We start from the raw sequence: 24,771 nt of genomic DNA, 5'->3' as shown, positions 1-24,771 counted from the left end.
ATCAAATGCCAACAAAAAACCCTCTGACTTTTCAGAGGGCTAATATTAATTTTTCTTAGTTGCTTTTGCTTCTTCTTTATCAACTTTATCTTTCTTAAAGCTGATTCCTTGAATGTGTATATTTACTTGAGAAACCTTCAGTCCTGTCATTGTCTCAACAGTATTTTTTACATTTTCTTGAACTTTAAAAGCTGTATCTGGTATTGACATCCCATATTTTATCATAACCATTACATCTAAATTAACATCCTCTTCTTCTATTTGTATTTTTACTCCATTATTTTTTAACAACTTATCTGTTAATGTTGCTGTAGTTTCTATGCCTTCAACTTCTAATGCTGCTAGACCAGCTATTGTAGCTATTACATCATTAGATATTTTTACTTGTCCAAACTTATTATCTTCCATATTAAAACTTACCTCCTGATTTTAAGGAACTATTTTTATAAGTATAATAATACCAAATACAAGTCTACTTTGCAAGAAAATAACCTCAGTTAATTCTGAGGTTTATTTTTTACTTTTTATTATTATTTGTAAGTTTAATATTTTCATACTTTACATTAGCTTGTTCTGCAACTAAGTCAAATATTTTTGCTGCATCTTTCTTATCTAATTTAGCTTCATTTACCACTACATTGACTTTACTATCACTTATATAAACTAATGCTTCTTCATATCCTTTTGTACTCAAGAGATTTTCTATTTGAAGTTCTTTTTCTTGAATTTTAACTATATTTAATTTCATATTAGAAGCTTCTTTTCTAGATTCTTCTGTTGTAGATGGATTATTTATCATTTCATTTAAATCTTGAACTAGTTCATTTCTTTGCTTTTCTCTATTCATTTTCATATCTAAAATATAAGATGCTTTTTTCATGTTTTTCTCAGATGATAGTTGTTCTTTTATTTCTTTACTTGTTTCAGTTACCTTTTCTTTTACTTTACTAGCTTTACTATCAACTATTTCTATATCAGCACTTTCTTTTGCATCTTGTTTATTCACATTACTAGAATCCTCTGTTTTACTACTATCACTATCATCAGTATTTTTCTGTAATTGAGCTTCTTCATATGCCTTAAACTCTTTTGATGTTTCTAATAAAGATTTCTTACTCAATTGATAATTCACTGTTCCTACTACAACCAACATTGCAGTTAAAGTTATTATTACAAATCCTCTTCCCTTATAATTAAACTTCATTCATTTATCCCCCCGGTTATATGTATTTATTTAGAATATATTTCTACTTGATGTCCAGCTACTTGTAATGATGTTTGTACTGCACTATAAAGTGTTTCTTTCACACTTGGGTCATTAGCTCCACTTGCTACTACTATCACTCCCTTTATCTTTGGCTCTGTAGTTTTTATAACTACAGGGTCACTTGAATTTGAAGTTATCATTGTTTTATTTTCACTAGAAGTCGTAACTGTTCTTTCTCCTCCTTGTGCATCTTTTTCCTCTGTTGTCTCTGTTGTTTGATTTGAATTAAAAGCAGGTTGTATTTCTTCACTTGATTCAAATGTAACCATTACATCAACATCCCCTGCACCATCAATTTTAGATAGTATTGTTGTTAACTTTGATTCCAAATCATCTTTTTCTTGTTCTTTAGTAACTTGTTTTTCAGTATTTTTGTTAGCCTCTGTTTTTCCAACTTGTTTATCACTTTTGCTACTAGGAAAACAAGACAATAAGACTAATGACACCACACAGATTCCAGCTATAGTTATTAGTGAATATACCTTTCTCTTATCTTTGTCATTTAAGTTTTTCAACATTCTCCCAACTCCTATTTATCAATTTGTATATCTTCTATAGAAACATCAAGCACCTTTATTAAGTCATTTTTTAATTTGTTTTCATTTAGGTTCAGTTCATATTCTGTACCTTTTTTAAAAACTTGTTTAGAATTTTCTTTGTCATTAGAGTTTATGTTTTCTTCATCCTCTTTAGTACTATTATTTTTATTTTCTTCATCAATATTGCCATTACTTTTTGTACTATCATTTTTTTCTTTTATTTTTATATTATTTATATTTGCTCCGTTAAGCTCTATATCTTCTAAATCGTAACCATACTCATCAAGTTTCAATTTAAGCACTTCTTTTAAACCATCCTCATATCCTTTAGATAAACTATTGTTTCCAGTTTCTTTTGCTAAAGCATTTGTACTATCTACATATTGTTTGTTGTAGTTACCCATAGACTTCAAGATTCTATCTTCTAAGCTCATATCTTTTGAAAAAAATCCTACTACTGGAGTTATTACAATAAATACAAACATAAAGTTTAAAACTAAGTTGACATAAGGTTTTATCTTAGAACTTGGTAAAATCATATCTACTATATTTACTATAAATGCTCCTATTAAAACACTAACAATCCATGCCTTTATGCCCTCTAACATAGCTTCCCCCTCTCTACAAACTTTAAATTCGATGCAATTTTATATTGATATATATTATCCTTGACTTACGACACTTATCGATGTCAAGATAGCCACAGTTACAAAGAACATTATTGTTATGGCAATTACTGATGCTAGCATTATTATCATTAGATTTGCAACTTCATTTAAAAAATTAGATATTCCATCTTCTCCAACTGGCTCTACAATTATTGCAGCTAACTTGTACACTACTATTACTGATAAAATTTTTATAACTGGAAGTAAACAAATTCCAACAAGTAAGATAAGCCCTATTCCTCCAAATATATTTTTTATAAGCTGAGATGAAGATAATAGAATATCCACAGAATCAGATACAAATCCTCCAACAACAGGAATAAAATTACCTATAGCAAACTTAGCGGTCTTGACACTGAATTTATCAAAACTAGTTACATACAATCCTTGTATAGATACAAGTCCTAAATAAATGGTAAACATCGCCCCAATAGAAACATAATTTATTTGCTTTACAAAGGAGAAAAATCGTTTTAACCTTATATTTTTTGATAAATTGTTTATTATTAAAATACCAAATGCAACAGTAATTGATACAAATAAAAAGTTCTTGAAAAATACGTTTATAAATGTTACTCCTCCTATAAAGATAGGATTCAAAGTAGTAGATGTTATTGGAAATCCAATTAAAAGTAAAAATGTTATTAATATTGGCATTATAACTTGCATGAGACCTACAGTATGGTCTATTGCATCATAGCAAATCTGTAATACATCCTTAAATCCAACAAGTGTGAGTGATACCATTGTGATAAATATTATATATGTTGCGATTTGACTTACTGCACCTGATGAAAAAGAGTTTTCTAAGCTTTTTAAAATTGATGATAATAAAGCCAGTACTAAAATCACTGCTACTACCTTTAAACTTGCTTTAAATTCGTCAAACATCAATATCTTCAATCCATCTTTATTAAATAAATCTAAGATATTTTTTTTGCCACTAATTAAATCTTTTACAAACGATTTTAAATTAACATCATTAATAACTATTTCCTTATTTATATAGTCTTGTATTTCATTTATATCTAGCTTGTCTAACTGCCCATCTATATATTTATCTATGCTATTTTTTGTTTCACCATATTCCTTATCTTCACTACTTGGTACTTCATTTGCGAATATCATAATAGCAAAGATATTTATAAAAAAGAAAGTAAATACAAAACCTATAATCATTGGTAAAAATCTTTTTTTCATAAGCAACCATGCCTCTCTTCACTCTATAAACCTCAATACAACGAAATCTCTTTAATATACCTATAGTTAAGATACACAACTATGGAATTATGTTCACTACCATTTCTACAATGGATAGAAGTATAGGGAAAGACATTGACATCACTATTATTTTTCCTCCAAACTCTAACTTAGAAGCAATGTTTCCTTCCCCACAATCTTTGCAAAGTTGTATTGCAAATTCCATTAAATATGCTATCCCAATTAATTTTATTATTAATGATATGTACATGGTTGGGATATTAGCTTTATTAGCTAAATCTTGTATGCTATCTACTATAAAGTTCAGCTTAAACATAACTGATAATAGTATTATTACTCCAGTTATTATAGCTATGAAATTTGCTATTTCCGGTCTATCTTTTTTAATTACTAAACAGAGTGTAGTTGAAATGATTGCAATTCCTATTAATTGCATTATTTCCAAATTACTCCCTCCCTTTAGTAAAGTTGAAACATTGTTCTTACAGTATTAAATAAATCACTTATTTCTGTTATTACCATTCCCAATACGATTATCACACCTGCCAATGTAGTAAGACCTGCCCAATCTTTTCTATCTGTTTTTTCCAATATCATATTCAATACTGATATTAGAATCCCAACGCCTGCAACCTTTAATATCAATGATATCTCCATAATAAACCTCCCCATATTTAAATCAATATAATACATATACCTATGCCTATAAATGTGACTAATTTTTTATACAATACACCTTTTTTGTTTATGTCATCTTTTGTCTCATAAGTCTGTTTTTTTAAATTTTCTATAGATAAATCTATCATTCTTTGTTGTGACTCTATATCACTTTTACCTAAAGTAAGTATTAGATTTTTTAACTCCTCAATTTCTTTATTACCTAGATAAGTCTCTTTGTTTAAAACATCAAGATTTTCTAATATTATCATTTCTAAAGTTTTGCCTTGTTCATTGTGAAGCTCTTCTGATACTTGAAGAAAAAACTTCCAAAAACAAAACTCTTTATTACCACCTATCCTCTTAAAAATCTCTTCCAATGTATAAAGTCCGAAAGATAAATCCATCCTTAATATTTCTAAAACTCTTATTAAATCATTTAATTGTTTATGTCTACGAGTATAAGTCTTGTATATGTGTTCACCTATCAAATAACTACTTCCTATTAAAAGAGCTATAATAATTATCTTAATTTGCAAAATACCATCTCTTTTCTTCTAAATCATAAATTTTTTCAATTGTTCCAGCACCTCTTTTTGCAGAAAGAATTATAACTTTTTTAAATAATTCTTTATCTAGAAGCCTATTTAATTCTTTTCTATTTTGTATATCCTCTATCGAATCTCCATGTACAGTAGTTATTAGTCCTATCCCTCCATTTAATGCTGTATATAATGCCTTTATCTCTTTTTCACTTCCAATCTCATCTGTCACAATAACATTTGGCGACATAGACCTTAAAAGCATCGTAATCCCCAAGTCTTTTGGGCAAGCTTCTATTATATCAGTCCTTATCCCAACATCCATTTGTGGAACTCCTAGATAAGCACCTGCTATCTCATTACGCTCATCCACTAGAGCTACTTTTAAGCCTTTAAACCCATAATTCTCATTACCATTACTTAAATTCCTTACTATATCTCTTATTAAAGTTGTTTTTCCACATTGAGGTGGCGATATTATCAGAGTATTATTAATCTGATTTTTTCCATTTATGATATGACTTAAAATCTTATTTGAGCATCCAATGATTTCTCTTGATACTCTTATATTTAAAGACGATATATGCTTTATATTTTTGACTTGTCCATCTTCTACTATTGCTTTCCCAACTAATCCTACTCTATGCCCTCCTCTCAAAGTTATAAATCCTTTTTTTATATCATCCATAAATGAATGTATTGAGTATTTACATATTATTTGAAAAGTTTGCTCTACATCTTCTCTTGTCACTACATATGAGTCTTGTTGATTTAAATCGAGTGTCATAGTTTTTTGATTATAAAAATAATCCTTAGAGTTTGCATTTAGTATCAATGGTTTTTGTGAGCGTAACCTAATTTCTTCTATATTTAGATTATTGTTTGAGATTTTTTCTACCTTTTCTCTTATAGTTGTAGAAAGAGAGTTTATTATTTCATCAGAAAGTTTATTCATTTCTTGTCCTCCTCCTTTGTTTATATAATTCTATTTATAAAGGACAAGGAATATTACCAAAACATATATATTTTTTAAAATAATATTTATAAATAAAAAAATGACTCCATTTCTTTTGGATTCACTTAATACATAGACTCTATTAAACTACTATTATTAATCTTTATAAGATATTACTCAATAAAAAAGACACTTCAAATATGAAGTGTCTCTATAATAATTACATTTCTTTTATTAGTCCTTTTTTATAAGCCATTAAAAGTAGCTTTAAATCTTCTATTTCTTCTTGTATTTTTACTCCTTCATCGGTATCTCTCACCATTTTTCTCTTTGCCTTATGCTCTACTACAACAGTTGTCGATAAAATATCGCTTTCATTTGCAATAGCTTCCTCAGCAGAATTAAATGGTTCATGTGATACTAATTGTAGAGTTCTAGAATTATATATCAAAGTGTATCCAGCTATACCAGTCGTTTTTTGATACGCTCTAGAAAAACCACCATCTATAACAAGAATTTTACCATTAGCTTTTATTGGACTCTCTCCATTTTTACTTTCTACAGGTACATGACCATTTATTATATGTGATTCATCAAGTTCTAAATCAAATTCCTCAAATATTCTTTTACAAGCCATTTCATTTTCTCTAAGCTTAAAATAAGGGTTCTTATTTTCTTTATGAGTCTCTTTTTCTGCTATAAAGTATCTTTCAAATGTTGTCATATCATCTTTGCCAAATAATGATGAACATTTTCCAGTCCACAAATACCACATAATATCCATACCATATAACTTTTCTTCTGCCTTATCCTTAAAGAAAAACCCTTCTCTTGCTAGAGATTCCATTTTATCCATAAGAGCCTTACCTTTATACTCTTTTCCCATTATATTCATAGACATAAAACTTCCATCTTCATTTAATGGTACACATCCATGAATAAGTAAATTTAAGTTTGCCTTTAAATATATGCTTCCTTTAGAAAATAAAAACGAAACGTGTTTTTGTAATTTTTCACTACCTCTAAATGAGGATACCAATTTATCAATAACATTTTTTTCTTCTATTGTTAATTTGTATGGGTCTTTTTTGTCTATTGTAGGCAGATAAGTATCTTTTAATTTATATGTCTTTCCATTTAAAGTAATTGTACCTTCATCATAGTTTATCATATTAAGCAAAAGTCTATGTTCCATCTCAAATTCAGGTCTTCTTCTTATAACTTCACCTTCAAGTTTAAATTGGATTATACTTATTGCTTTGTGCATCTTAGCCATCAACGACTTTTCTGTTATTGTTACACTTTGGTCATTAATCTTTGGAATAAATTCTTTACAAGGGTCATCCTTATATGTATCTATAGCAAAAGTTGCTAGAGGTAATAGATTTATTCCATATATGTCTTCTACAATGTCTAAATTAGCATATCTAGCTGATATTCTAAGAGCATTTGCTATACAAGTTTTTTCACCTGATGCTGCCCCCATCCATAATATATCATGATTTCCCCATTGAATATCTACACAATGATGTTCAATAAGCTTGTCGACAATTATATCTGGTCTTGGACCTCTATCGTAAATATCTCCTATTACATGCAATCTATCAACAACTAATTTTTGTATGACTGTAGAAATAGCAATTATAAATTCTTTTGCTATCCCTATGTTGACTATTGTTTCAACTATACTTTTATAGTACTCTTCTTTATGTTCACTTTTGACATGCTCATGTAAAACTTCTTCTATTATGTATTTAAAATTTTCTGGCAAAAGTTTTCTAACTTTGGACCTAGTATATTTGCTAGAAGCATACTTACAAAGTTCTATAAGTCTATAAATATTTATTCTATAAAAATCATCTATATTTTCCTCTTGCTTAATTATTAGGTCTAACTTTTGTTCAGGATAATATACAAGAGTTGCCAACATCTTTTTCTCGCTATCTCTTATTGTATTTGAAAACAATTCTTCTATTTTTCTCTTTATTACACCAGAACCATTTTTTAATACGTGCACAAATGGCTCATATTCGCCATGTACATCTGTTATAAAATGTTCTGTTCCCTTTGGAAGATTTAATATAGCCTCTAAATTTATTATTTCTGTACTTGCTTTTGATATACTTGGATATTGTTTTGATAATAACTTTAAATACTTCAGTTTGCTGTTTAAATAATCATCTGATATTTTACACAGATTTTTCATAATTCGTCCTCCAAAATTATATTAAGTTATATTCTTTTTTAATTATACCATACTTAATATACTTTTTTCGAGATAAAATGTACACTAATTATATTCCTAATAAAAGTGACATTCCTACTAAATCTGTATAAACACCATTATAATAACATTCTTTCTTTAATATACTCTCTACTTCAAATCCAACCTTTTTGTATAATCCTATAGCACTATGATTTTCTTCATTAGTAACAAGAGTTATTTTCTTAGTTATTCCATTTGATTTACACCATTCTATAAGGTCTAACATCAGTCTTTTTCCCAATCCAATTCCCCAATATTTTTCTTTTACAACAATTCCTAATACTCCAACATGCTTTCCTTTTGCTTTTTGATTAGAATCAATTGTCGCAATACCAACTATCTCACTATCTATAAATGCAATCAGTTTTACTGAATTATCAGATGCTTTTGCTGCTTCTATAGCATTTTCTTGTTCCTCTAATGATACTTTGTATTCATCTTTTCCAAATGAGAGAAAATGAGTTTCCCCTCCTACTTCATTATAAAAATCTATAATGTTTTGAGCATCTTCTTTTACTGCCTCTCTAATAAGTATGTCCACACCATTTTTTAAAGTTATTGTTGGCATAAATTTACCTCCTAACAAGTTTTTTATCTATAAACATAATACTATTGTTTTTAGCCTATTACAATATTTTTCATGTATTAATAACAATATAAGGTTATACTAAAATAAAAAATCAATAATATTTTAATATAACCTTATACATATTTTTATATATTTAATTTTCTGCCAATATCCAACTTTATTTCAATTAAATTTTATAATACAATTAAACTATTTTCTTTAATTCTTCTCCATAAATTTTTCTGTTATAAGACTTCATTATAAAATATAATGGTACTCCAATTGCCAATGCTCCTAATCCCATAATTAATTGATGCATAGATGCCTGGAATAACAGCCAAGTCCCAACGCATACTGCAATTAAAGGAATCACTGCTCCAAATGGAGTTTTAAAAGTACCTACTAATTCTGGTCTTTTCTTTCTAAATACTAATACTGATAAAGATGTTGGTATATACTGTATAAATCTAGCAACTGCACTTATTGCTGCTAATTCAGCAAAACTTCCAGATAAAGCTATTGGTATAGTAATTATCATAGTGGCTATTATTGCTACATATGGTGTACCTTTTTTATCTTTTCTTGCAAATAATCTAGGTAGCATTTTATCATCAGCCAAAGCTACACAACTTCTTGGATTTACGAAAGCACCACACATACAAATTCCTCCCACAGAAACCAGTGTACCAAAAGTTACCAATCCCGCACCCATATTTCCAAAACATATTCTTGCAGCATCTGCGACTGGTGTAGATGTACTAGATAATGAATCTCCTAGTATACCAACACATACAACTTGATTTAATATGTATATTATTGATGCAATTACTATTACACTTATAATTGCTATTGGTATATTCTTTTTAGGGTTCTCCATATCTTCTGCTGCAACTGCTATAGATTCAAATCCTGTAAATGAATAAAACATTAAAAGTGCTGCTGCCCCAAACTCTGTTACTCCAGCTCCTGGAGGTACCATTGTTGAAGTAGTAAAATTAACTCCTTTTATGAAGAATATACCTATTCCTATAAATAATATTAATGGAATTAGTTTACCTACAGTTATAACATTCTGTACAATTTTTGATAAAGATACACCTAATAAGTTTATAATTGTAAGACCAACTATCATAGCTACAATTATAATTTTCTGTATATGAGGGTCGCCTGCTGGAGCCCATACTGCTGACAATGATGTAGGAAAACCTACTATTAATGCTCCCCAAGATATACATCCTATTACCCATTTCATAAGACCTACTTCAAAGCCACAAAAATCTCCAAAAGCTTCTTTAGTATATACATAGGCCGCACCATTTTTATTAAATTTACCTGCCACCTCAGCAAAACAGAATGCCATTGACAAAACCAATAACATATCAAACATATATACAAATATACTTGCTACACCAAATGATTTCATTGCATCTCCTGGTAATAGGAAAACTCCAGCTCCTACAACTGCGTTAATACCTAAAAGTATAATACTTATTAATCCCATTTTATTCTTTTCGTTCATGTTCAATCCCCCCAAGGTATATTATAAATTTGAACAAATATTTATAAAATATTCAAACAATTTTTCCATCTTGTTACAGTACTCTACCATCATTTCTGGATGCCACTGTACTCCTACTACAAAATTTTCATCCTCTTTCTGAATAGCTTCTATTATACCATCTTTTGAATAGGCTATGGCTTTTAATCCTTTTCCAAGCTCATTAACACTTTGATGATGATAGCTATTTGTAAGTAATTGTTTTCCTAAGATTCCTTCTAAAATACTACCTTCTTTAACATCTACTTTATGAGTAGCTACATATCTCTTTGCAGATTGTGTATGTTTTATATAACTTCCTTCTATAAGATTATTATCTTGATATAAAGTTCCTCCTAAACTTACATTTAATATTTGTAGCCCCCTACATATACCTAATATAGGTTTTTTAAGTTCTAATGCTATACTTATAGCTATTAAATCAAACTCATCCACTTCTGGATATATAAATGTGGTTTCTTCTCTTGTTTCTTCTCCATATAATTGAGGATTAACATCCCAACCTCCAGATATTAAAACTCCATCAACCATCTCAATCTGTTTTTTTATAACTTCTTTATCTGTATTTACTGGAATTATAACTGGACTACCTCCACCTTTTAGTACAGCATTTATGTAATCATTATTTACATATGACCTTTCAAGACCTGGAAACATTCCATTCTCCATTATTATTAAATTTCCTAAAATCCCTATTATTGGTTTCATAATCAAGCTCCTAACTAATCGATTGTTTTGTGTATTTATTTTATATTTATATAATTTTCCAATGCTAGAGAAAGTTGATCTGGACAAGATGTTGGCTTTGTCTTACATTCAATTCCTTTTAATTTTTTAATTACATCTTCTATATTCATACCTTCAACTAATATTTTTAGTCCTTTTAAATTTCCATCACATCCACCAATAAAATTTACATTTGTAACTTTATTTTCTTTTACTTCAAATTCAATTTCTGTAGCACAAGTCCCTGTTGTTTTATATTTCATAACTAAACCTCCCAATTATTTTGTCGTCTTATCTCTATAATTAGCAATATACATGCCAAGATTTATAATTATTTATATTTATTTTTTATCTAGTATTTTCAGTGCTTTTGCTGACTATATTTTTTATTGTTTATCTTATATACAATCTTTTGGAAAATAAAAATAGGTAATGGGTTATTTTATAATAACCTATTACCTATCCAAACCTATTTTTTCACCCTATTAATATTTAATTTAAAACCTTTAAAATGTATAACATTATATCTACTATAATATAGTTTAAATTTTATAAGTGTAAAAGTTTGCACTTATTCAAATATTTATGTCCAGAATAGCTTATTTTAATATCAATATACTTAAGTCATTTTATTGTAAAGATTTATACCTTCTGGAGTTAGTTGACTTCCACATCTACCAGATTTAGATGATATATATCCACACTCACTTAAATAAGATAACACTTTTCTAACTTTATTTTCAGAAATCTCAATTCCTTCCTCTGTAAGTTTCTCGATTATAAATCCTCTTCCAACTCCAGAAGCTGAATCTCTTCTTTCATATAAGACTCTTAATATATCCTCAAGTTCTTTTTTTGTATAACCAAATCCATCTTCATAATTAGAAATATCTGTCTTTATATATGGTGGTAAGTCATCTTTAAAGACCATACTATCACACATTAGACTTACATAAGAAGCGACATTTTGTAACTCTCTTATATTTCCTGGCCAATTATATTTTTCTAAAATAGTTACAACTTCAGGTGAAAGCCTTATATTATGTTTCAAAAAGAAGTTCATAAGCGTTATTATATCTTCTTTTCTATTTTTTAATGATGGCACATCTATTGGCAATACATTCAGTCTATAATACAAATCCTCTCTAAATTTACCTTCTCTAATCATCTTTGGTAAGTTTTTATTTGTTGCTGCTATAATTCTAACGTCTATATTTATAACATTATGAGAACCTATAGGCATAACTTGCTTCTCTTGAAGTACTCTAAGTAATTTTGTTTGCAACAATGGAGGCATATCTCCTATTTCATCCAGAAATATAGTCCCATTGTTTGCAAGTTCAAAGAGCCCCTTTTTTCCTTCTTTTAAAGCTCCTGTAAAAGAACCCTTTTCATATCCAAACAACTGACTTTCTAATAAACTATCTGGAACCGCTGCACAGTTAACTGCTATAAATGGTTGATTACTTCTATTAGAGGTATTATGGATGGATTGAGCTAATAATTCTTTACCAGTACCACTTTCCCCTATTATTAATACAGAAAGGTCTGATTTAGATATTTTTTTAGCCAATTCTATACACTTTATCATATTTTTATTTTTAGTCTTTATATCTTTAAATGTGTATTTGGCTATTTGTCCTTGTTCTCTCAATTTATTAGTGAGATTTTGTTCTAATTTTTTTATATATGTTATCTCTTGTAAATTATAATATATACCAGCTTTATTCCCCATAGAAAATATATTTTTTTTATTTACATTTATATATTTTTTATTTGTAAATACTACTTCATCAACTATTTCTTTGTCTCCAAGTAGAATACTTAAATCTTTAGATATAACTTCCTCTATGTTTTTACTTTGGGGATTTTCATTTATCCCTAAAATCTTTAAAGCTTCTTTATTAAACGTATTTATAACACCATTTGCTGAAGTAAATATTATTCCGTCTTTTGATAAGTTTAATATGACATCTTGTTCTTCCATTTTTAGAAACAATTGTCTATAATTATCTTTGACTCCATTATCTAGACTTATTAAACGTTCAGAATAAGCCATTAAGTTTTTACGTATTTCCTTAACATCAATTCTAAGTCCATTTATTATTTCTATAAAAGTAGATATATCAATATATCTATTCCCAAGGTCAATTACTTTATTTATATAACTTGGTACTCTTTCTTTTACTCCAGGTGTTATAGCTATATCTATGTCTTTATAAATTTTTCCTTCAATGTATGGAGTGAACTTTAAATTTTTTACTCCTATCTTGTAAAATAAACTTATTGTTTCTAAAGTGGTTTCTTTAGTATCATTTACAACCAATACTTCTGTTCCATTTGGGATTGAAAATAATCCATAAATTTCATTTTCTTTAAGAGTTCTTCTTACCACTATAATCTTGCTATCTTGTACCAAATGTTTTCTCATACTATTTAATCTATCATCAGTCATTACCAACACAAAGTCACCTTGTATTTTATCATCATCTTTTAAATTTTCTAAATAATAATGATTTATATCAATGTAATTGCCTAAAACTAAACGTATATTTTCTTCTAAAAAAGATGATAATTTGGTTATTTTATCAGTTACTATAGCTATTGATTGTTTCATGCTTATACCTCTTATTTATATAGTATATAATTACTTATATACTACTTTATTCCTACCAAGTTGTTTTGCTTTGTATAAATTTTTGTCAGCTTCTTCTAGCACATTTTTACTATCAGAAATATGAGCTACACCTGCACTTATAGTTACAGTTACATCTTCACCCCATTTTTTATTGGCAATTGCAATTCTTATATTATCAATTATATTTACTACTTCTTCACCAGATTTATTTCTTATCAGCACAGAAAACTCTTCGCCTCCATACCTAAATACTTTATCTTCTTGTTCCAACATAACAGAGATAGTATTCGTTATACCTTTTATAACAATATCTCCAAATTTATGCCCATAATTGTCATTTATAAGTTTAAAGTTGTCAATATCTATCATTACAAGTGCAAAATTATTGTCTTTCTCTCTGTATTTTTCATACATAATATCAAAACTTTTTCGATTGTAAACATTCGTAAGACCATCATGTAAATTTTGTGCTTTAAAATATTTGAGTCTATTATATAAAAAAGTAGACCCTAATATAGCAATTATAATCACTGTAAATAATATCTTATAATATTTGATTTCTTTTTTAGTTTTTTCAAATAATGCACTTTCATTTGATACTTTATCAATTATATAGAAACTGGTCTCCGAATCTCTTATACTTTTGTTCTCTTTATATTCATTTATTAGTATCTTTTGATATTTATTTACAGCATTTACATTTCCTTGTTTTTCATATATATTTAATATTTTCTCTAAGTTTTTTATTTTCTCTTGAGTTAACTTTCTTTTAGTGGATATTTCTAAACTTTTTTTATAATTATCTGATGCAGAATCATAATTTTCACTTTTATATTCTAAATTCCCCACTGCCATATAATAATACATATCTTTATCTAATATATGAACTGTTTTATCAGATTTTATAAGATAATCAGCTCTTGCTAAAGAAGACTTTGCCTTTGATGTATCATTTTTTCCTATATATGCATTTGCCTTCATTATTGATGCCATTATCTCAAAATCATTGTAATCATCTGTATTTACAAACTTTTTATAGTCCACTACATTACTACAAGTTTCAATAGCTTTATCATATTCTCCTAATTCTACATATATTTCTGCTAGATTTATAAGAGCATATAATCTAACCATTCCATTTTTCTCACCTTCATAAACATCTATCTTAAAAGAATCTTTTATTAATTTCTCTGCTCTCTCATATGCACCTACCTTTAAAAGTATGCTCGCCAAATCAACATCTAGTCTTGCTCTTTCATAATTATCCCCTAATTTCTCAGCCAATTTTATAGACTTTACAGTTAAATCTACTGCTTTAGAATAATTATTATCCATTATATACACTGATGCTAGTCTTTTTTCTATATTAAATCTACACTCATCAGATAACTTTTCATCTGACATTCTCATTTTTTCTAATGAATCAATGACTATCTTCGTTCCATCTGGAACCGATGAAATGGTCTTTAACATATTCCACACTTCATCATATACTTTATTGTATTTTTTTTCAGGTATAGCTTCAAAAGAATTTTTAACCAATTTTTTTGCTTCATTGTACTTCTTGTCTGACACAAGACTTTCAGACATATACTTTCCCTTATTTATAATTTCTCTTTCTTTCAGCCCACTTTGGTCGTAATTTATAAACAAAATAATACTAATAAGTATTACACCTATAAAAATTATACTTTTTAGTAATCTTTTCTTTGGTAGTCTAAAATTCAAAATTTTAGTCCTCCTTCTGTATATTGTAGAATGGAAACTTACATATATATAAATAACCTCTTAATACCTAATAATACAATATATCAAAATGATTTACAACATATGCTAGAATTAAATCTCAATAAAAAAGTCCCCTAAAATAGTTTAGGAGACTTTAAATTTAATATATATGATTTATTTATACATATTTTTTTAATACAATTGTAGCATTATGTCCACCAAATCCTAAAGAATTTGATAGTACATATCTAACATTTTTTTCTTTACCTTGATTTGGGACATAATCTAAATCCAAATCTTCACCAACTTCTTGTAAATTTATAGTTGGAGGTACAAAACTATCTTCTATACTCATAGCACAAACAACTGCTTCTATAGCACCTGATGCTCCTAATAAATGTCCAGTCATAGATTTTGTTGATGATACACATAAATCATATGCCTTTTCCCCAAATACAGTTTTTATAGCCATAGTTTCATACAAGTCATTATAATAAGTTGAAGTTCCATGAGCGTTTATATAATCCACTTCTTCTAATGGAACATTTCCATCTTTCAAAGCCATACTCATAGACCTAGCTGCTCCTTCTCCATTTTCAGCTGGAGTTGTCATATGATATGCATCAGCAGTTAAACCATATCCAACTACTTCTGCATATATTTTAGCACCTCTTGCTAAAGCATGTTCTAAGTCTTCTAAGATAACAATACCTGCTCCTTCTCCCATTACAAATCCATCTCTGTCTTTATCAAATGGTCTTGATGCAGTTTTAGGGTCGTCATTTCTAGTTGACATAGCTTTCATATTACAGAATCCAGCAAATGCAAGACCTGTTACAGCAGCTTCAGAACCTCCTGCTACCATAATATCTGCATCGCCTCTTTGTATAACTTTAAAAGCATCACCTATTGAATGAGTTCCTGATGCACAAGCTGTACATACATTAGTGTTAGGTCCTTTTGCTCCTAAAAATATTGATACTTGACCAGCTGCCATATTTCCTATCATCATAGGTACAAAAAGTGAACTTACTCTTTTATTTCCTTTTTCTAAAAGAATTTTATGTTGAGTTTCTATTGCTTCAACTCCACCTATTCCAGAACCTATTATAACACCAACACGCTCTCTATCAGTTTTATCTAAATCAAGGTTTGCATCTTCAACTGCCAATTTTGCAGATACTATTGCAAATTGAGCAAACTTATCCAATCTCTTCAATTCTTTTTTGCTTATATATTCTTCTGGATGAAAATTCTTAACTTCTCCTGCTATCTGAGTTTGATATGTGCTAGCATCGAAATTAGTTATTTTATCTATACCAGATACTCCAGATTTTATGTTGCTCCAGAACTCATCTTTTCCCGTTCCCAACGGCGTAACACATCCAAGTCCTGTTATTACTACTCTTTTATTCATCGGATACCTCCACTTTTTTAAAGCTCGACTATTTATTAGCTTCTATATACTTAACTATATCTCCTATAGATTTGAAGTTTTCTGCTTCTGTATCTGGTATTTCTATACCAAATTCATCTTCAAGTGCCATTATTATTTCTACTGCATCTAATGAATCTGCTTCTAAATCCTTCATTAATGATGTTTCCATAGTTATTTCTTTATCTTCTACTCCTAATTGCTCTATTATTATTTCTACAACTTTATTAAACATTGTGTACCTCCTAAGATTTTTTATTTTAATAGATTTCTCTACTTTTTAAATTATTATTTTTTATTATTGCATTACCATTCCACCATCTACATTTATAACTTGTCCTGTTATATAACTTGACATGTCACTAACTAAAAATGCTACAGCATTTGCTACATCTTCTGGTTTACCATAAGATTTTTTTGGTATGTTTGCAAGTGTTGATTCTTTTACATCATCACTTAATACTTTAGTCATATCTGTTTCTATAAATCCAGGTGCTACTGCATTTATATTTATATTTCTTGATGCCAATTCTCTTGCAGAAGCTTTTGTAAATCCAATCACACCAGCTTTTGATGCACAATAATTAGTTTGTCCTACATTACCCATAATTCCAACTACTGAAGTCATATTTATTATTCTTCCATACTTCTTTTTCATCATAGGTTTAGTAACTGCTTTTGTACAATTAAAGACACCTTTTAAGTTTATATCTATAACTCTATCAAAATCTTCTTCTTTCATTCTCATAAGCAAAGCATCTTTAGTTATACCTGCATTATTAACCAATATATCAACTTTTCCAAATTCTTTTATAACAGAATCTATCATTTGATTTACTTCTTCAGATTTAGACACATCACATTTTATAGAAGTACACTTTACACCCATACCTTCTATTTCATTTTTAGTTTTTAGTGCTTCATCTTCTTTAGAAGTATAATTGATTACTACATCAGCCCCAAAAGATGCTAGTTTTTTTGCTATTTCTTTTCCTATACCTCTAGAGCCACCAGTAACAACTGCTACTTGTCCTGTAAGATTTATCATTATATCTCTCCATTTCTATAATTTTGTACAAATTCATTAAGAGAATCTATACCATCTATATTATAAATATTCACACTTGCTTTTTTGTTAGAAGCTATCTTCTTGATGAATGCTTTTAAAGTTTTTCCAGGTCCCATTTCTATAAAAGTATCATATCCATCGTTTAAAAGTCTTTCTATAGAGTCTTCCCAAAGGACAGATGAACTTACTTGTTTTATAAGTAGTTCTTTCCCTTCACTTTTATAATAATCTGCATTTACATTTGCTACTACATCAATTTTAGGTTTAGTTATGTTAACTTTTTCTAACTCACTGCCTAATTTTACTCCAGCTTCTTTTAGCATTGATGAGTGAAAAGGCCCACTTACATTTAATTTAACAGCTCTTTTTGCTCCTGCTTCTTTGCATTTCACCATTGCTTCTTCTATCTTTTCATTTTCACCAGATATAACTATTTGACCAGGAGAATTGTAATTTGCTACTTCTACAATACCTCCTTGTATATCTTTAACTACATTTTCTAATATACTTCTATCTAGACCTAAAATTGCTGCCATAGCTCCAACACCTGTTGGAACTGTTTCCTGCATAAACTTACCTCTTTTTTTGACTAAGCATACAGCATCTTTAAAGTCAATTGCATCTGCTGCAACCAATGCACTGTACTCTCCTAAAGATAAGCCTAAACATGCACTGTATTTTAAATCTACTTGAGCTTGTACTGCTTTTAATACAGCTACACTATGTGTAACCATAGCAGGTTGAGTATTTTCAGTTTTAGAAAGTTCTTCTTCATTGCCTTCAAACATAAGTTTTTTTAAGTCTATTTTTAAGACTTCACAAGCCTCATCTATTACATTTTTAGCAACATCATTATTTTCGTATAAATCCTTGGCCATACCTACATATTGAGCGCCTTGACCAGGAAATACTAGTGCTACTTTTCCCATCTTACTCCTCCTGATTTACAGTTCTATTGCTGGCATAATCTCTTTTGCTTGATTTACCATAGTCTCTATAATTTCTTTACAAGGTGTTATTTCTTTTACCATAGCAGCACTTTGACCTGCCATAAATGAACCTTTTTCGATATCTCCATCTACTGTTGCAAATCTTAAAGCACCTGTACCTTTTTTATCTAACTCTTCAGGAGTAGCTCCATTTTGCTCCATCTTTAAAAATTCTTTTGATAATTTATTTTTTAATGTTCTTACTGGATGACCTGTACTTCTTCCTGTAACAATCGCGTCTCTATCTTTTGCCTTTATTACTAAGTTTTTGTAGTTTGAATGTACAGAACACTCTTCACTACAGATAAATCTAGTTCCTACTTGAACTGCACTAGCACCTAATGCAAAAGATGCAGCAATACCTCTACCATCTACAATGCCCCCAGCAGCTATTACAGGTATGCTTACAGCATCAGCAACTTGTGGAACCAAAACCATAGTAGTAAGCTCTCCTATGTGTCCTCCACCTTCTGTACCTTCAGCTATTACTGCTGTAGCCCCTAACTTTTCCATTCTTTGAGCTAAAGCTATTGTTGGTACTACAGGAATAACTTTTGTTCCAGCTTCTTTTAATCTATCCATATATTTTGCAGGATTTCCTGCTCCAGTAGTAATAACCTGAACATTTTCTTCTATAATCAAATCCATTATATCATCTACAAATGGTGACATAAGCATTACATTTACCCCAAAAGGTTTATCTGTTAATTTTTTGCACTCAATAATTTCTTTTTTTATAGCTTCTTTTGGTGCATTTCCTGCTGCTATTATTCCAAGCCCTCCTGCATTAGATACAGCACTTGCTAATGATGCAGTAGCTACCCATGCCATTCCCCCTTGGATAACTGGGTATTTTATATTTAATATTTTGCAAATTTTATTCATACAATTCTCCTTCACTTGAAATCATAAAAGTAAACTTTTTATTATTAATCAACCTTACTCTTAATATAAAGTTAATTTTGTCAATTAAAGCATCTTAGATATTTTCTACTATAAAGTCCACTTGACAACTGAAGCCCCCCAAGTTAGACCTCCACCAAAGCCAACTAAAACTACGTTATCTCCTTTTTTAATCTTACCTTCTCTGTAAGCTTCATCTAATGCTACTGGTATAGATGCAGCAGACATATTTCCATACTTGTTTATATTTACATAAACTTTTTTCATATCAAGTTCTAATCTCTTAGAAGAAGCTTGTATGATTCTTATATTAGCTTGATGTGGTATTAAATAGTCTATGTCAGTTGTATTTAAATTAGCTTTTTCAAGAGCTATTAAAGAAGTTTCTGCCATCTTTCTAACTGCAAATTTAAATACATCACTACCTGCCATTTCTATTGTATGTAGATTAGCTTCTACAGTCTCTTTACTTGCTTTAAGTCTTGAACCTCCAGCAGGTACTTTTAAACAATCTTTTCCTTTACCATCAGAGCCCATATGAGTAGATAGTATTCCACCTTCACTTACAGGTCCAATAACAGCTGCTCCAGCACCATCTCCAAATAATACTGCTGTTGATCTATCATCGTAATTTAAAAACTTAGAACAAGTTTCTGCTCCTATTACAAGTACATTCTTATAACAACCAGTTTCTACAAATTGCTTTGCAATAGTTACTCCATATACAAATCCAGAACAAGCTGCTGATATATCAAATGCAGTAGCATTCACTGCTCCTATTGCATCTTGCACTATACATGCAGTTGAAGGCAAAGACATATCAGGAGTAATTGTTGCTAATATAATCAACTCTATATCCTCTACACTTAACTTTGCACATTCTATCGCTTTTAGGGCAGCTTTAGATGCTAGGTCAGAAGTTGCTTCAGATTCTTCTGCAAATCTTCTTTCCTTAATACCAGTTCTAGTACTTATCCACTCATCTGATGTATCCATTATCTTTTCGAAGTGAAAATTATCATATGATTTCTCAGGTAAATAACTTCCTACTCCCAATATTCCAGCCTTTGTATTCATTATATATTAAACCTCCAAAACGAGTTTATTCATCTTCGTTATTTTTATTTTCTTCATTATATTTGCTTATAAATTGACTTATATCTTCAACAACTTTTCCTTTTGCAAATTTAATGCCTTGATTTATAGCATTCTTTATAGCTTTGGCATCAGAGCTTCCATGAGCTTTTATAACGCCTCCATTTAGACCTAAAAGTGGAGCTCCACCATACTCAGAATAATCTATAAAACTCTTCAATTTTCTTAAATCATCCTTTATAAGTAATGCTCCTATTTTACTTTTTGTACTAGCCATAAAAGTTTCCTTTATAAGGCTCATAACTGAAAGAGCTACACCTTCAGCAGACTTAAGTAATATATTACCTGTAAATCCATCACATATGATTATATCTGTGTATGCATTTATAACTTCTCTAGCTTCTACATTCCCTATAAAATTTAAATCTAATTTTTTAACTTCTTCGTATGACCTTTTAACTAAATCATTGCCTTTTCCTTCTTCTAGTCCAACATTTGCTAATGCTATCTTAGGATTTTCAAGACCTAAAACTTTTCTTGCATAGATATTGCTCATAGCTGCAAATTCAACTAGATTTTTAGGTTTACAATCTGCATTTGCGCCACAGTCTGCTATAAGTGTCATTCCTCGCTTTACATTCGGTATTGCTGAGCATAAGCAAGGTCTATCGATTCCTTTTATTCTACCAACAACAAATAATCCACCAGCAAGTAAGGCTCCTGTATTTCCAGCTGATATTATAGCATCTGCCTTTCCTTCTTTTACGAGGTTTAATGCTACTACCATAGAAGAATCTTTTTTACTTCTTATAGCCTTTACTGGTTTATCTTCATTTTCTATAATCTCAGTAGTATGAACTATTTCTAGTTTATTTCTATCAAATTCATAATTTGAAAATTCCTTTTCTAATAAATCTTTATCTCCTGTGATTATTAAATCAACATTATATTCTTTTATAGCATTTACTGCGCCTTCTACATTAGATTTAGGTGCATTATCTCCACCCATTCCATCAATTACTATTTTCATAATTACCCTCCTAATCTAATTCTTCAAAGATAAACTTTCCTCTAAATATTTGCTCTTGAGCTTTATTATTGATAACAACTTTTACATAATGCTTTTTATCTATATTTCTATATACTTCGGCTTTCGCTATAAGCCTATCTTGTTGTTCTATCAATTTAAAACTTTTTACATTTGCAACTCTCATAATAACTTTAGGTGCATCTATTATAGCCATTGCCAATGAATCTGCTAGAGAAAATATATACGTATCTTTTAAAGTATTAGTCTTAGAGTAAATCATGTCTTGTGTAACTTCTAACATAGATATACCTAATCGCCCTACAGATAAATCAATGATTTCTCCTGTAATTTCCTTTACTCCTAAAGTCTTTACTTTTGAACTCTGAGTTTCTGCTATTGATTTGACTCTTTCTCTTAGCTCTGGTATGTTTAGACTCATTCTATCTAATCTTATAGTCTGTATACTTACATCAAACAGACTTGATAATTCTTCATCAGTATAAAAAGGATCCGTCTTTAGCATATCTATAAGCTCTTTTTGTCTTTGGGCTTTACTTTTCTTTTTCATGTTCCCTCCAAATTTTATAGCTGTAATTAGTACCAGCTACTAATAGTAGTATATAGTAACACACAAAAATTTTCAATACTTATATTATTATTTTTCTATTTTTTAATATGCATAAAATCCACTTATTTCTCTAGTAAATCATCTTATTTTTATATGTACAAAAAAAACATGTAGAGTATACTCTACATGTTTTTTAGAAGCTATTACTTAGACACAACTTCTTTACCTTTATAATATCCACAGTCTGGACACACTCTATGTGGTAATTTTGGCTCATGACATTGTGGGCAACTTACAAATCCTGTTGCTTCCATCTTTGAGTTAGCTGCTCTTCTCATTTTTGTGTTTGATTTAGACGTTTTACGCTTTGGTACTGCCATTTACGCCACCTCCTTAGTCAAAATTTAATTAAATAAATCTTTTAATTTAGCAAAACGAGGATCTATGTATTCCTCATCGTTTGTAATTTCACTGCAAGAACATTCTCCTTCATTTAAGTTTGCTCCGCATACTTGACAAAGACCTTCACAGTTTTCACTACAAAGAACCTTATGAGGTACATTAAAATCTAATGTCTGTTCTATTATATCAATAAGGTCGATTTCTTCGCCATCGAATATAAAAGGATCAAATTCCTCAAATTCATCTTCATCATAATCTTCTTCTTTTACTAAAAAACCTTGTATAGAATACTCTAGTGGTATCTCTACTTCTTTAAGACATCTTGAACAATTGTCAACAATTGTAAAATTGACATCTATATCTAGATATAAACCTTTATTAGTCTTTGACACTTTCCCTTTTAAATTTACAGGTGATACTAATTTGTAAATCTCATCACAATAACTAATAGTATCAATTTTTTCACAAAAATTCAAGTCTATTTTATCAGTTTCTTTTCTATTTATTTTTTCTATGCTAACTTTCATTAAGTTCACCTCAACATATCACCAAATTTATTATACAAATCTAGCATTTGTTTGTCAAGTATTTTTACTTGATAGGCATAAGTTTGCTTAAATTATTTTACTAATCTTAATGTATCTCTAGCTATCATTAATTCTTCATTAGTTGGTATTAAAAGCATTTTTACTTTAGAATCAGCAGTAGATATTATTGTTTCTTTTCCTCTAACATCATTAGCTTCTTTATCTAACTTCATTCCTAAGAACTCCATATTAGAAGCTATATCTGCTCTTATAGCTTTTCCATTTTCGCCAACACCAGCAGTAAATACTACGACATCCAATCCATTCATCTCAGCAGCATAAGCACCTATATATTTTTGTACTTTTTTAACATAAGCTTCTAATGTTGCTTGAGCTCTTTCATCTCCATTTTTAGCTGCATCTTCTATATCTCTGAAGTCACTAGAAATTCCAGTCATTCCATATACTCCAGATTCTTTATTCATTAATTTGTCTAATCCATCAGCATCTAAACCTTCTTTTCTCATTAAGAAAGGTAATATAGCTGGGTCTATATCTCCACATCTAGTTCCCATTATTAATCCTTCTAATGGAGTGAATCCCATAGATGTATCTACACATTTTCCACCATCAACAGCAGCTATAGAAGCTCCATTTCCTAAGTGACAAGTTACTATTTTTAAATCTTTTATGTCTTTTCCTAATATCTCTGCTGCTTTTTGAGATACATAATTATGAGAAGTTCCATGGAATCCATATCTTCTTACCCCATACTTAGTATATAATTCATGAGGTAAACCATATAAATATGAAGATTTAGGCATTGTTTGATGGAAAGCAGTATCAAATACTCCTACCATTGGTACATCTGGAAGTATAGCTTTACAAGCATCTATTCCCATTATGTTTGCTGGATTATGAAGTGGTGCTAAATCTATACACTCTTTTAAAGCTTCTTCTACTTCTGGAGTTATTACTACTGAAGTAGCAAATTTTTCTCCAGCATGTACAACTCTATGTCCTACTGCATCTATTTCTTTCATTTCTTTAACTGCACCAAATTCTGGATGAGCAACAGCTTCTAAAACTAATGCTATTGCATCTTTGTGGTCCTTCATTGGTTGTTCAACAATGTATTTATCATCTCTACCTGCTTTTTCATGTTTTAGTATAGAACCTTCTATTCCTATTCTCTCAACTAATCCTATACATAAAACTTCTTCATTACTCATATCTATTAATTGATATTTTAATGAAGAACTCCCACAGTTTAATACTAATATTTTCATTATTATTTCCTCCTTAGATTTTTATAAATAATATGTAATAAGTTTTGATTTGTAATAAATGTCTAAATAAAACTCTATCTTTTATTATTCTGTCATAGATATATTATTGTATACATTAAACGATTTTCATA

General features: G+C 29.4%; 27 protein-coding genes. All 27 read right to left on the bottom strand.

Annotated elements, in window-relative coordinates; genetic code table 11:
* Window positions 1–45: 45 nt before the first annotated feature.
* Window positions 46–408 carry an Asp23/Gls24 family envelope stress response protein gene (locus Q3287_RS04520; protein ID WP_021383951.1) on the bottom strand — a complete coding sequence of 121 codons (363 nt, stop codon included), beginning with the start codon at window positions 406–408 and terminating at the stop codon, window positions 46–48.
* 109 nt (window positions 409–517) lie between these two features.
* The gene (locus Q3287_RS04515; RefSeq protein WP_054269706.1) at window positions 518–1,204 is read right to left on the bottom strand and encodes a SpoIIIAH-like family protein; all 687 of its coding nucleotides are present in this window, start codon (window positions 1,202–1,204) and stop codon (window positions 518–520) included.
* Between the two features lie 26 nt (window positions 1,205–1,230).
* Window positions 1,231–1,785 carry a hypothetical protein gene (locus Q3287_RS04510; RefSeq protein ID WP_054269705.1) on the bottom strand — a complete coding sequence of 185 codons (555 nt, stop codon included), beginning with the start codon at window positions 1,783–1,785 and terminating at the stop codon, window positions 1,231–1,233.
* An 11-nt stretch (window positions 1,786–1,796) separates the two neighbouring features.
* Window positions 1,797–2,414: a stage III sporulation protein AF gene (locus tag Q3287_RS04505; RefSeq protein ID WP_054269704.1), complete on the bottom strand. Its 618-nt coding sequence runs from the start codon at window positions 2,412–2,414 to the stop codon at window positions 1,797–1,799.
* A 54-nt stretch (window positions 2,415–2,468) separates the two neighbouring features.
* Complete coding sequence (spoIIIAE, locus tag Q3287_RS04500; protein ID WP_407963583.1) at window positions 2,469–3,674, bottom strand: stage III sporulation protein AE; 1,206 nt, start codon at window positions 3,672–3,674, stop codon at window positions 2,469–2,471.
* Window positions 3,675–3,753: 79 nt separating this feature from the next.
* Window positions 3,754–4,131, bottom strand: a complete 378-nt coding sequence (spoIIIAD, locus tag Q3287_RS04495) for a stage III sporulation protein AD (protein ID WP_003428424.1) — start codon at window positions 4,129–4,131, stop codon at window positions 3,754–3,756.
* 23 nt (window positions 4,132–4,154) lie between these two features.
* On the bottom strand, window positions 4,155–4,352 hold the full coding sequence (spoIIIAC, locus tag Q3287_RS04490) for a stage III sporulation protein AC (RefSeq protein WP_009888937.1): 198 nt from the start codon (window positions 4,350–4,352) through the stop codon (window positions 4,155–4,157).
* 17 nt (window positions 4,353–4,369) lie between these two features.
* Window positions 4,370–4,891, bottom strand: a complete 522-nt coding sequence (locus Q3287_RS04485; protein WP_054269702.1) for a stage III sporulation protein AB — start codon at window positions 4,889–4,891, stop codon at window positions 4,370–4,372.
* Window positions 4,881–5,849: a stage III sporulation protein AA gene (spoIIIAA, locus tag Q3287_RS04480; RefSeq protein ID WP_407963582.1), complete on the bottom strand. Its 969-nt coding sequence runs from the start codon at window positions 5,847–5,849 to the stop codon at window positions 4,881–4,883. The genes Q3287_RS04485 and spoIIIAA overlap by 11 nt, the downstream gene beginning before the upstream one ends.
* A 220-nt stretch (window positions 5,850–6,069) precedes the next feature.
* Window positions 6,070–8,055 carry a fructose-bisphosphatase class III gene (locus Q3287_RS04475; protein ID WP_054276248.1) on the bottom strand — a complete coding sequence of 662 codons (1,986 nt, stop codon included), beginning with the start codon at window positions 8,053–8,055 and terminating at the stop codon, window positions 6,070–6,072.
* Window positions 8,056–8,143: 88 nt separating this feature from the next.
* Window positions 8,144–8,683, bottom strand: coding sequence for a GNAT family N-acetyltransferase (locus Q3287_RS04470; RefSeq protein WP_054276247.1), 540 nt, complete (start codon window positions 8,681–8,683; stop codon window positions 8,144–8,146).
* Between the two features lie 205 nt (window positions 8,684–8,888).
* Window positions 8,889–10,202 carry an APC family permease gene (locus Q3287_RS04465; protein WP_407963581.1) on the bottom strand — a complete coding sequence of 438 codons (1,314 nt, stop codon included), beginning with the start codon at window positions 10,200–10,202 and terminating at the stop codon, window positions 8,889–8,891.
* Between the two features lie 21 nt (window positions 10,203–10,223).
* Window positions 10,224–10,949 (bottom strand): gamma-glutamyl-gamma-aminobutyrate hydrolase family protein, encoded by a 726-nt coding sequence (locus Q3287_RS04460; RefSeq protein WP_074178860.1) that lies wholly within the window; start codon window positions 10,947–10,949, stop codon window positions 10,224–10,226.
* A 35-nt stretch (window positions 10,950–10,984) separates the two neighbouring features.
* Window positions 10,985–11,230 carry a TIGR03905 family TSCPD domain-containing protein gene (locus tag Q3287_RS04455; protein ID WP_054269697.1) on the bottom strand — a complete coding sequence of 82 codons (246 nt, stop codon included), beginning with the start codon at window positions 11,228–11,230 and terminating at the stop codon, window positions 10,985–10,987.
* A 356-nt stretch (window positions 11,231–11,586) separates the two neighbouring features.
* Window positions 11,587–13,584 carry a sigma-54 interaction domain-containing protein gene (locus tag Q3287_RS04450; RefSeq protein WP_407963580.1) on the bottom strand — a complete coding sequence of 666 codons (1,998 nt, stop codon included), beginning with the start codon at window positions 13,582–13,584 and terminating at the stop codon, window positions 11,587–11,589.
* A 30-nt stretch (window positions 13,585–13,614) separates the two neighbouring features.
* A complete protein-coding gene (locus tag Q3287_RS04445) occupies window positions 13,615–15,333 on the bottom strand; it encodes a diguanylate cyclase (RefSeq protein ID WP_407963579.1) in 1,719 nt (572 codons plus the stop codon).
* A gap of 178 nt (window positions 15,334–15,511) precedes the next feature.
* Complete coding sequence (gene fabF / locus Q3287_RS04440; RefSeq protein WP_054276243.1) at window positions 15,512–16,750, bottom strand: beta-ketoacyl-ACP synthase II; 1,239 nt, start codon at window positions 16,748–16,750, stop codon at window positions 15,512–15,514.
* Between the two features lie 28 nt (window positions 16,751–16,778).
* Complete coding sequence (gene acpP / locus Q3287_RS04435; protein WP_003419132.1) at window positions 16,779–17,003, bottom strand: acyl carrier protein; 225 nt, start codon at window positions 17,001–17,003, stop codon at window positions 16,779–16,781.
* A gap of 63 nt (window positions 17,004–17,066) precedes the next feature.
* Window positions 17,067–17,816 (bottom strand): 3-oxoacyl-[acyl-carrier-protein] reductase, encoded by a 750-nt coding sequence (fabG, locus tag Q3287_RS04430; protein WP_054269693.1) that lies wholly within the window; start codon window positions 17,814–17,816, stop codon window positions 17,067–17,069.
* Entirely contained in the window at window positions 17,816–18,766 is a 951-nt protein-coding gene (fabD, locus tag Q3287_RS04425) for an ACP S-malonyltransferase (RefSeq protein WP_167639697.1), read from the bottom strand. Before fabD ends, fabG begins: the two co-directional genes overlap by 1 nt.
* Before the next feature lie 15 nt (window positions 18,767–18,781).
* On the bottom strand, window positions 18,782–19,711 hold the full coding sequence (gene fabK / locus Q3287_RS04420; RefSeq protein ID WP_054269691.1) for an enoyl-[acyl-carrier-protein] reductase FabK: 930 nt from the start codon (window positions 19,709–19,711) through the stop codon (window positions 18,782–18,784).
* A 108-nt stretch (window positions 19,712–19,819) separates the two neighbouring features.
* On the bottom strand, window positions 19,820–20,806 hold the full coding sequence (locus tag Q3287_RS04415) for a beta-ketoacyl-ACP synthase III (protein WP_054269690.1): 987 nt from the start codon (window positions 20,804–20,806) through the stop codon (window positions 19,820–19,822).
* Between the two features lie 25 nt (window positions 20,807–20,831).
* Window positions 20,832–21,854 (bottom strand): phosphate acyltransferase PlsX, encoded by a 1,023-nt coding sequence (plsX, locus tag Q3287_RS04410; RefSeq protein ID WP_407963578.1) that lies wholly within the window; start codon window positions 21,852–21,854, stop codon window positions 20,832–20,834.
* A 10-nt stretch (window positions 21,855–21,864) separates the two neighbouring features.
* Entirely contained in the window at window positions 21,865–22,422 is a 558-nt protein-coding gene (gene fapR, locus Q3287_RS04405) for a transcription factor FapR (RefSeq protein ID WP_003419115.1), read from the bottom strand.
* Window positions 22,423–22,625: 203 nt separating this feature from the next.
* The gene (gene rpmF / locus Q3287_RS04400) at window positions 22,626–22,802 is read right to left on the bottom strand and encodes a 50S ribosomal protein L32 (protein ID WP_003419113.1); all 177 of its coding nucleotides are present in this window, start codon (window positions 22,800–22,802) and stop codon (window positions 22,626–22,628) included.
* 24 nt (window positions 22,803–22,826) lie between these two features.
* Window positions 22,827–23,351: a DUF177 domain-containing protein gene (locus Q3287_RS04395; RefSeq protein ID WP_054269688.1), complete on the bottom strand. Its 525-nt coding sequence runs from the start codon at window positions 23,349–23,351 to the stop codon at window positions 22,827–22,829.
* Window positions 23,352–23,443: 92 nt separating this feature from the next.
* Window positions 23,444–24,640, bottom strand: coding sequence for an acetate/propionate family kinase (locus Q3287_RS04390; RefSeq protein ID WP_054269687.1), 1,197 nt, complete (start codon window positions 24,638–24,640; stop codon window positions 23,444–23,446).
* Window positions 24,641–24,771 lie beyond the last annotated feature (131 nt).

Origin of the sequence: Clostridioides sp. GD02404 (assembly GCF_045898275.1) — a bacterium.
Classification (GTDB): domain Bacteria; phylum Bacillota; class Clostridia; order Peptostreptococcales; family Peptostreptococcaceae; genus Clostridioides; species Clostridioides difficile_A.
Note: the sequence above shows the minus strand (reverse complement) of the source record. Positions and strands in the feature narration are given on the sequence as shown.

What these genes read in the sequence shown, in the direction of transcription:
- Q3287_RS04520 (WP_021383951.1), bottom strand. Translation starts at nt 408, where the DNA reads ATGGAAGATAATAAGTTTGGACAAGTAAAAATATCTAATGATGTAATA.
- fabK (WP_054269691.1), bottom strand. Translation starts at nt 19,711, where the DNA reads ATGAATAAAATTTGCAAAATATTAAATATAAAATACCCAGTTATCCAA.
- Q3287_RS04515 (WP_054269706.1), bottom strand. Translation starts at nt 1,204, where the DNA reads ATGAAGTTTAATTATAAGGGAAGAGGATTTGTAATAATAACTTTAACT.
- fabG (WP_054269693.1), bottom strand. Translation starts at nt 17,816, where the DNA reads ATGATAAATCTTACAGGACAAGTAGCAGTTGTTACTGGTGGCTCTAGA.
- Q3287_RS04390 (WP_054269687.1), bottom strand. Translation starts at nt 24,640, where the DNA reads ATGAAAATATTAGTATTAAACTGTGGGAGTTCTTCATTAAAATATCAA.
- Q3287_RS04460 (WP_074178860.1), bottom strand. Translation starts at nt 10,949, where the DNA reads ATGAAACCAATAATAGGGATTTTAGGAAATTTAATAATAATGGAGAAT.
- spoIIIAD (WP_003428424.1), bottom strand. Translation starts at nt 4,131, where the DNA reads ATGCAATTAATAGGAATTGCAATCATTTCAACTACACTCTGTTTAGTA.
- plsX (WP_407963578.1), bottom strand. Translation starts at nt 21,854, where the DNA reads ATGAAAATAGTAATTGATGGAATGGGTGGAGATAATGCACCTAAATCT.
- Q3287_RS04395 (WP_054269688.1), bottom strand. Translation starts at nt 23,351, where the DNA reads ATGAAAGTTAGCATAGAAAAAATAAATAGAAAAGAAACTGATAAAATA.
- Q3287_RS04415 (WP_054269690.1), bottom strand. Translation starts at nt 20,806, where the DNA reads ATGAATACAAAGGCTGGAATATTGGGAGTAGGAAGTTATTTACCTGAG.
- Q3287_RS04510 (WP_054269705.1), bottom strand. Translation starts at nt 1,785, where the DNA reads ATGTTGAAAAACTTAAATGACAAAGATAAGAGAAAGGTATATTCACTA.
- Q3287_RS04450 (WP_407963580.1), bottom strand. Translation starts at nt 13,584, where the DNA reads ATGAAACAATCAATAGCTATAGTAACTGATAAAATAACCAAATTATCA.
- Q3287_RS04465 (WP_407963581.1), bottom strand. Translation starts at nt 10,202, where the DNA reads ATGAACGAAAAGAATAAAATGGGATTAATAAGTATTATACTTTTAGGT.
- spoIIIAC (WP_009888937.1), bottom strand. Translation starts at nt 4,352, where the DNA reads ATGGAGATATCATTGATATTAAAGGTTGCAGGCGTTGGGATTCTAATA.
- Q3287_RS04475 (WP_054276248.1), bottom strand. Translation starts at nt 8,055, where the DNA reads ATGAAAAATCTGTGTAAAATATCAGATGATTATTTAAACAGCAAACTG.
- Q3287_RS04470 (WP_054276247.1), bottom strand. Translation starts at nt 8,683, where the DNA reads ATGCCAACAATAACTTTAAAAAATGGTGTGGACATACTTATTAGAGAG.
- fabF (WP_054276243.1), bottom strand. Translation starts at nt 16,750, where the DNA reads ATGAATAAAAGAGTAGTAATAACAGGACTTGGATGTGTTACGCCGTTG.
- acpP (WP_003419132.1), bottom strand. Translation starts at nt 17,003, where the DNA reads ATGTTTAATAAAGTTGTAGAAATAATAATAGAGCAATTAGGAGTAGAA.
- Q3287_RS04455 (WP_054269697.1), bottom strand. Translation starts at nt 11,230, where the DNA reads ATGAAATATAAAACAACAGGGACTTGTGCTACAGAAATTGAATTTGAA.
- spoIIIAE (WP_407963583.1), bottom strand. Translation starts at nt 3,674, where the DNA reads ATGAAAAAAAGATTTTTACCAATGATTATAGGTTTTGTATTTACTTTC.
- rpmF (WP_003419113.1), bottom strand. Translation starts at nt 22,802, where the DNA reads ATGGCAGTACCAAAGCGTAAAACGTCTAAATCAAACACAAAAATGAGA.
- Q3287_RS04505 (WP_054269704.1), bottom strand. Translation starts at nt 2,414, where the DNA reads ATGTTAGAGGGCATAAAGGCATGGATTGTTAGTGTTTTAATAGGAGCA.
- fabD (WP_167639697.1), bottom strand. Translation starts at nt 18,766, where the DNA reads ATGGGAAAAGTAGCACTAGTATTTCCTGGTCAAGGCGCTCAATATGTA.
- spoIIIAA (WP_407963582.1), bottom strand. Translation starts at nt 5,849, where the DNA reads ATGAATAAACTTTCTGATGAAATAATAAACTCTCTTTCTACAACTATA.
- fapR (WP_003419115.1), bottom strand. Translation starts at nt 22,422, where the DNA reads ATGAAAAAGAAAAGTAAAGCCCAAAGACAAAAAGAGCTTATAGATATG.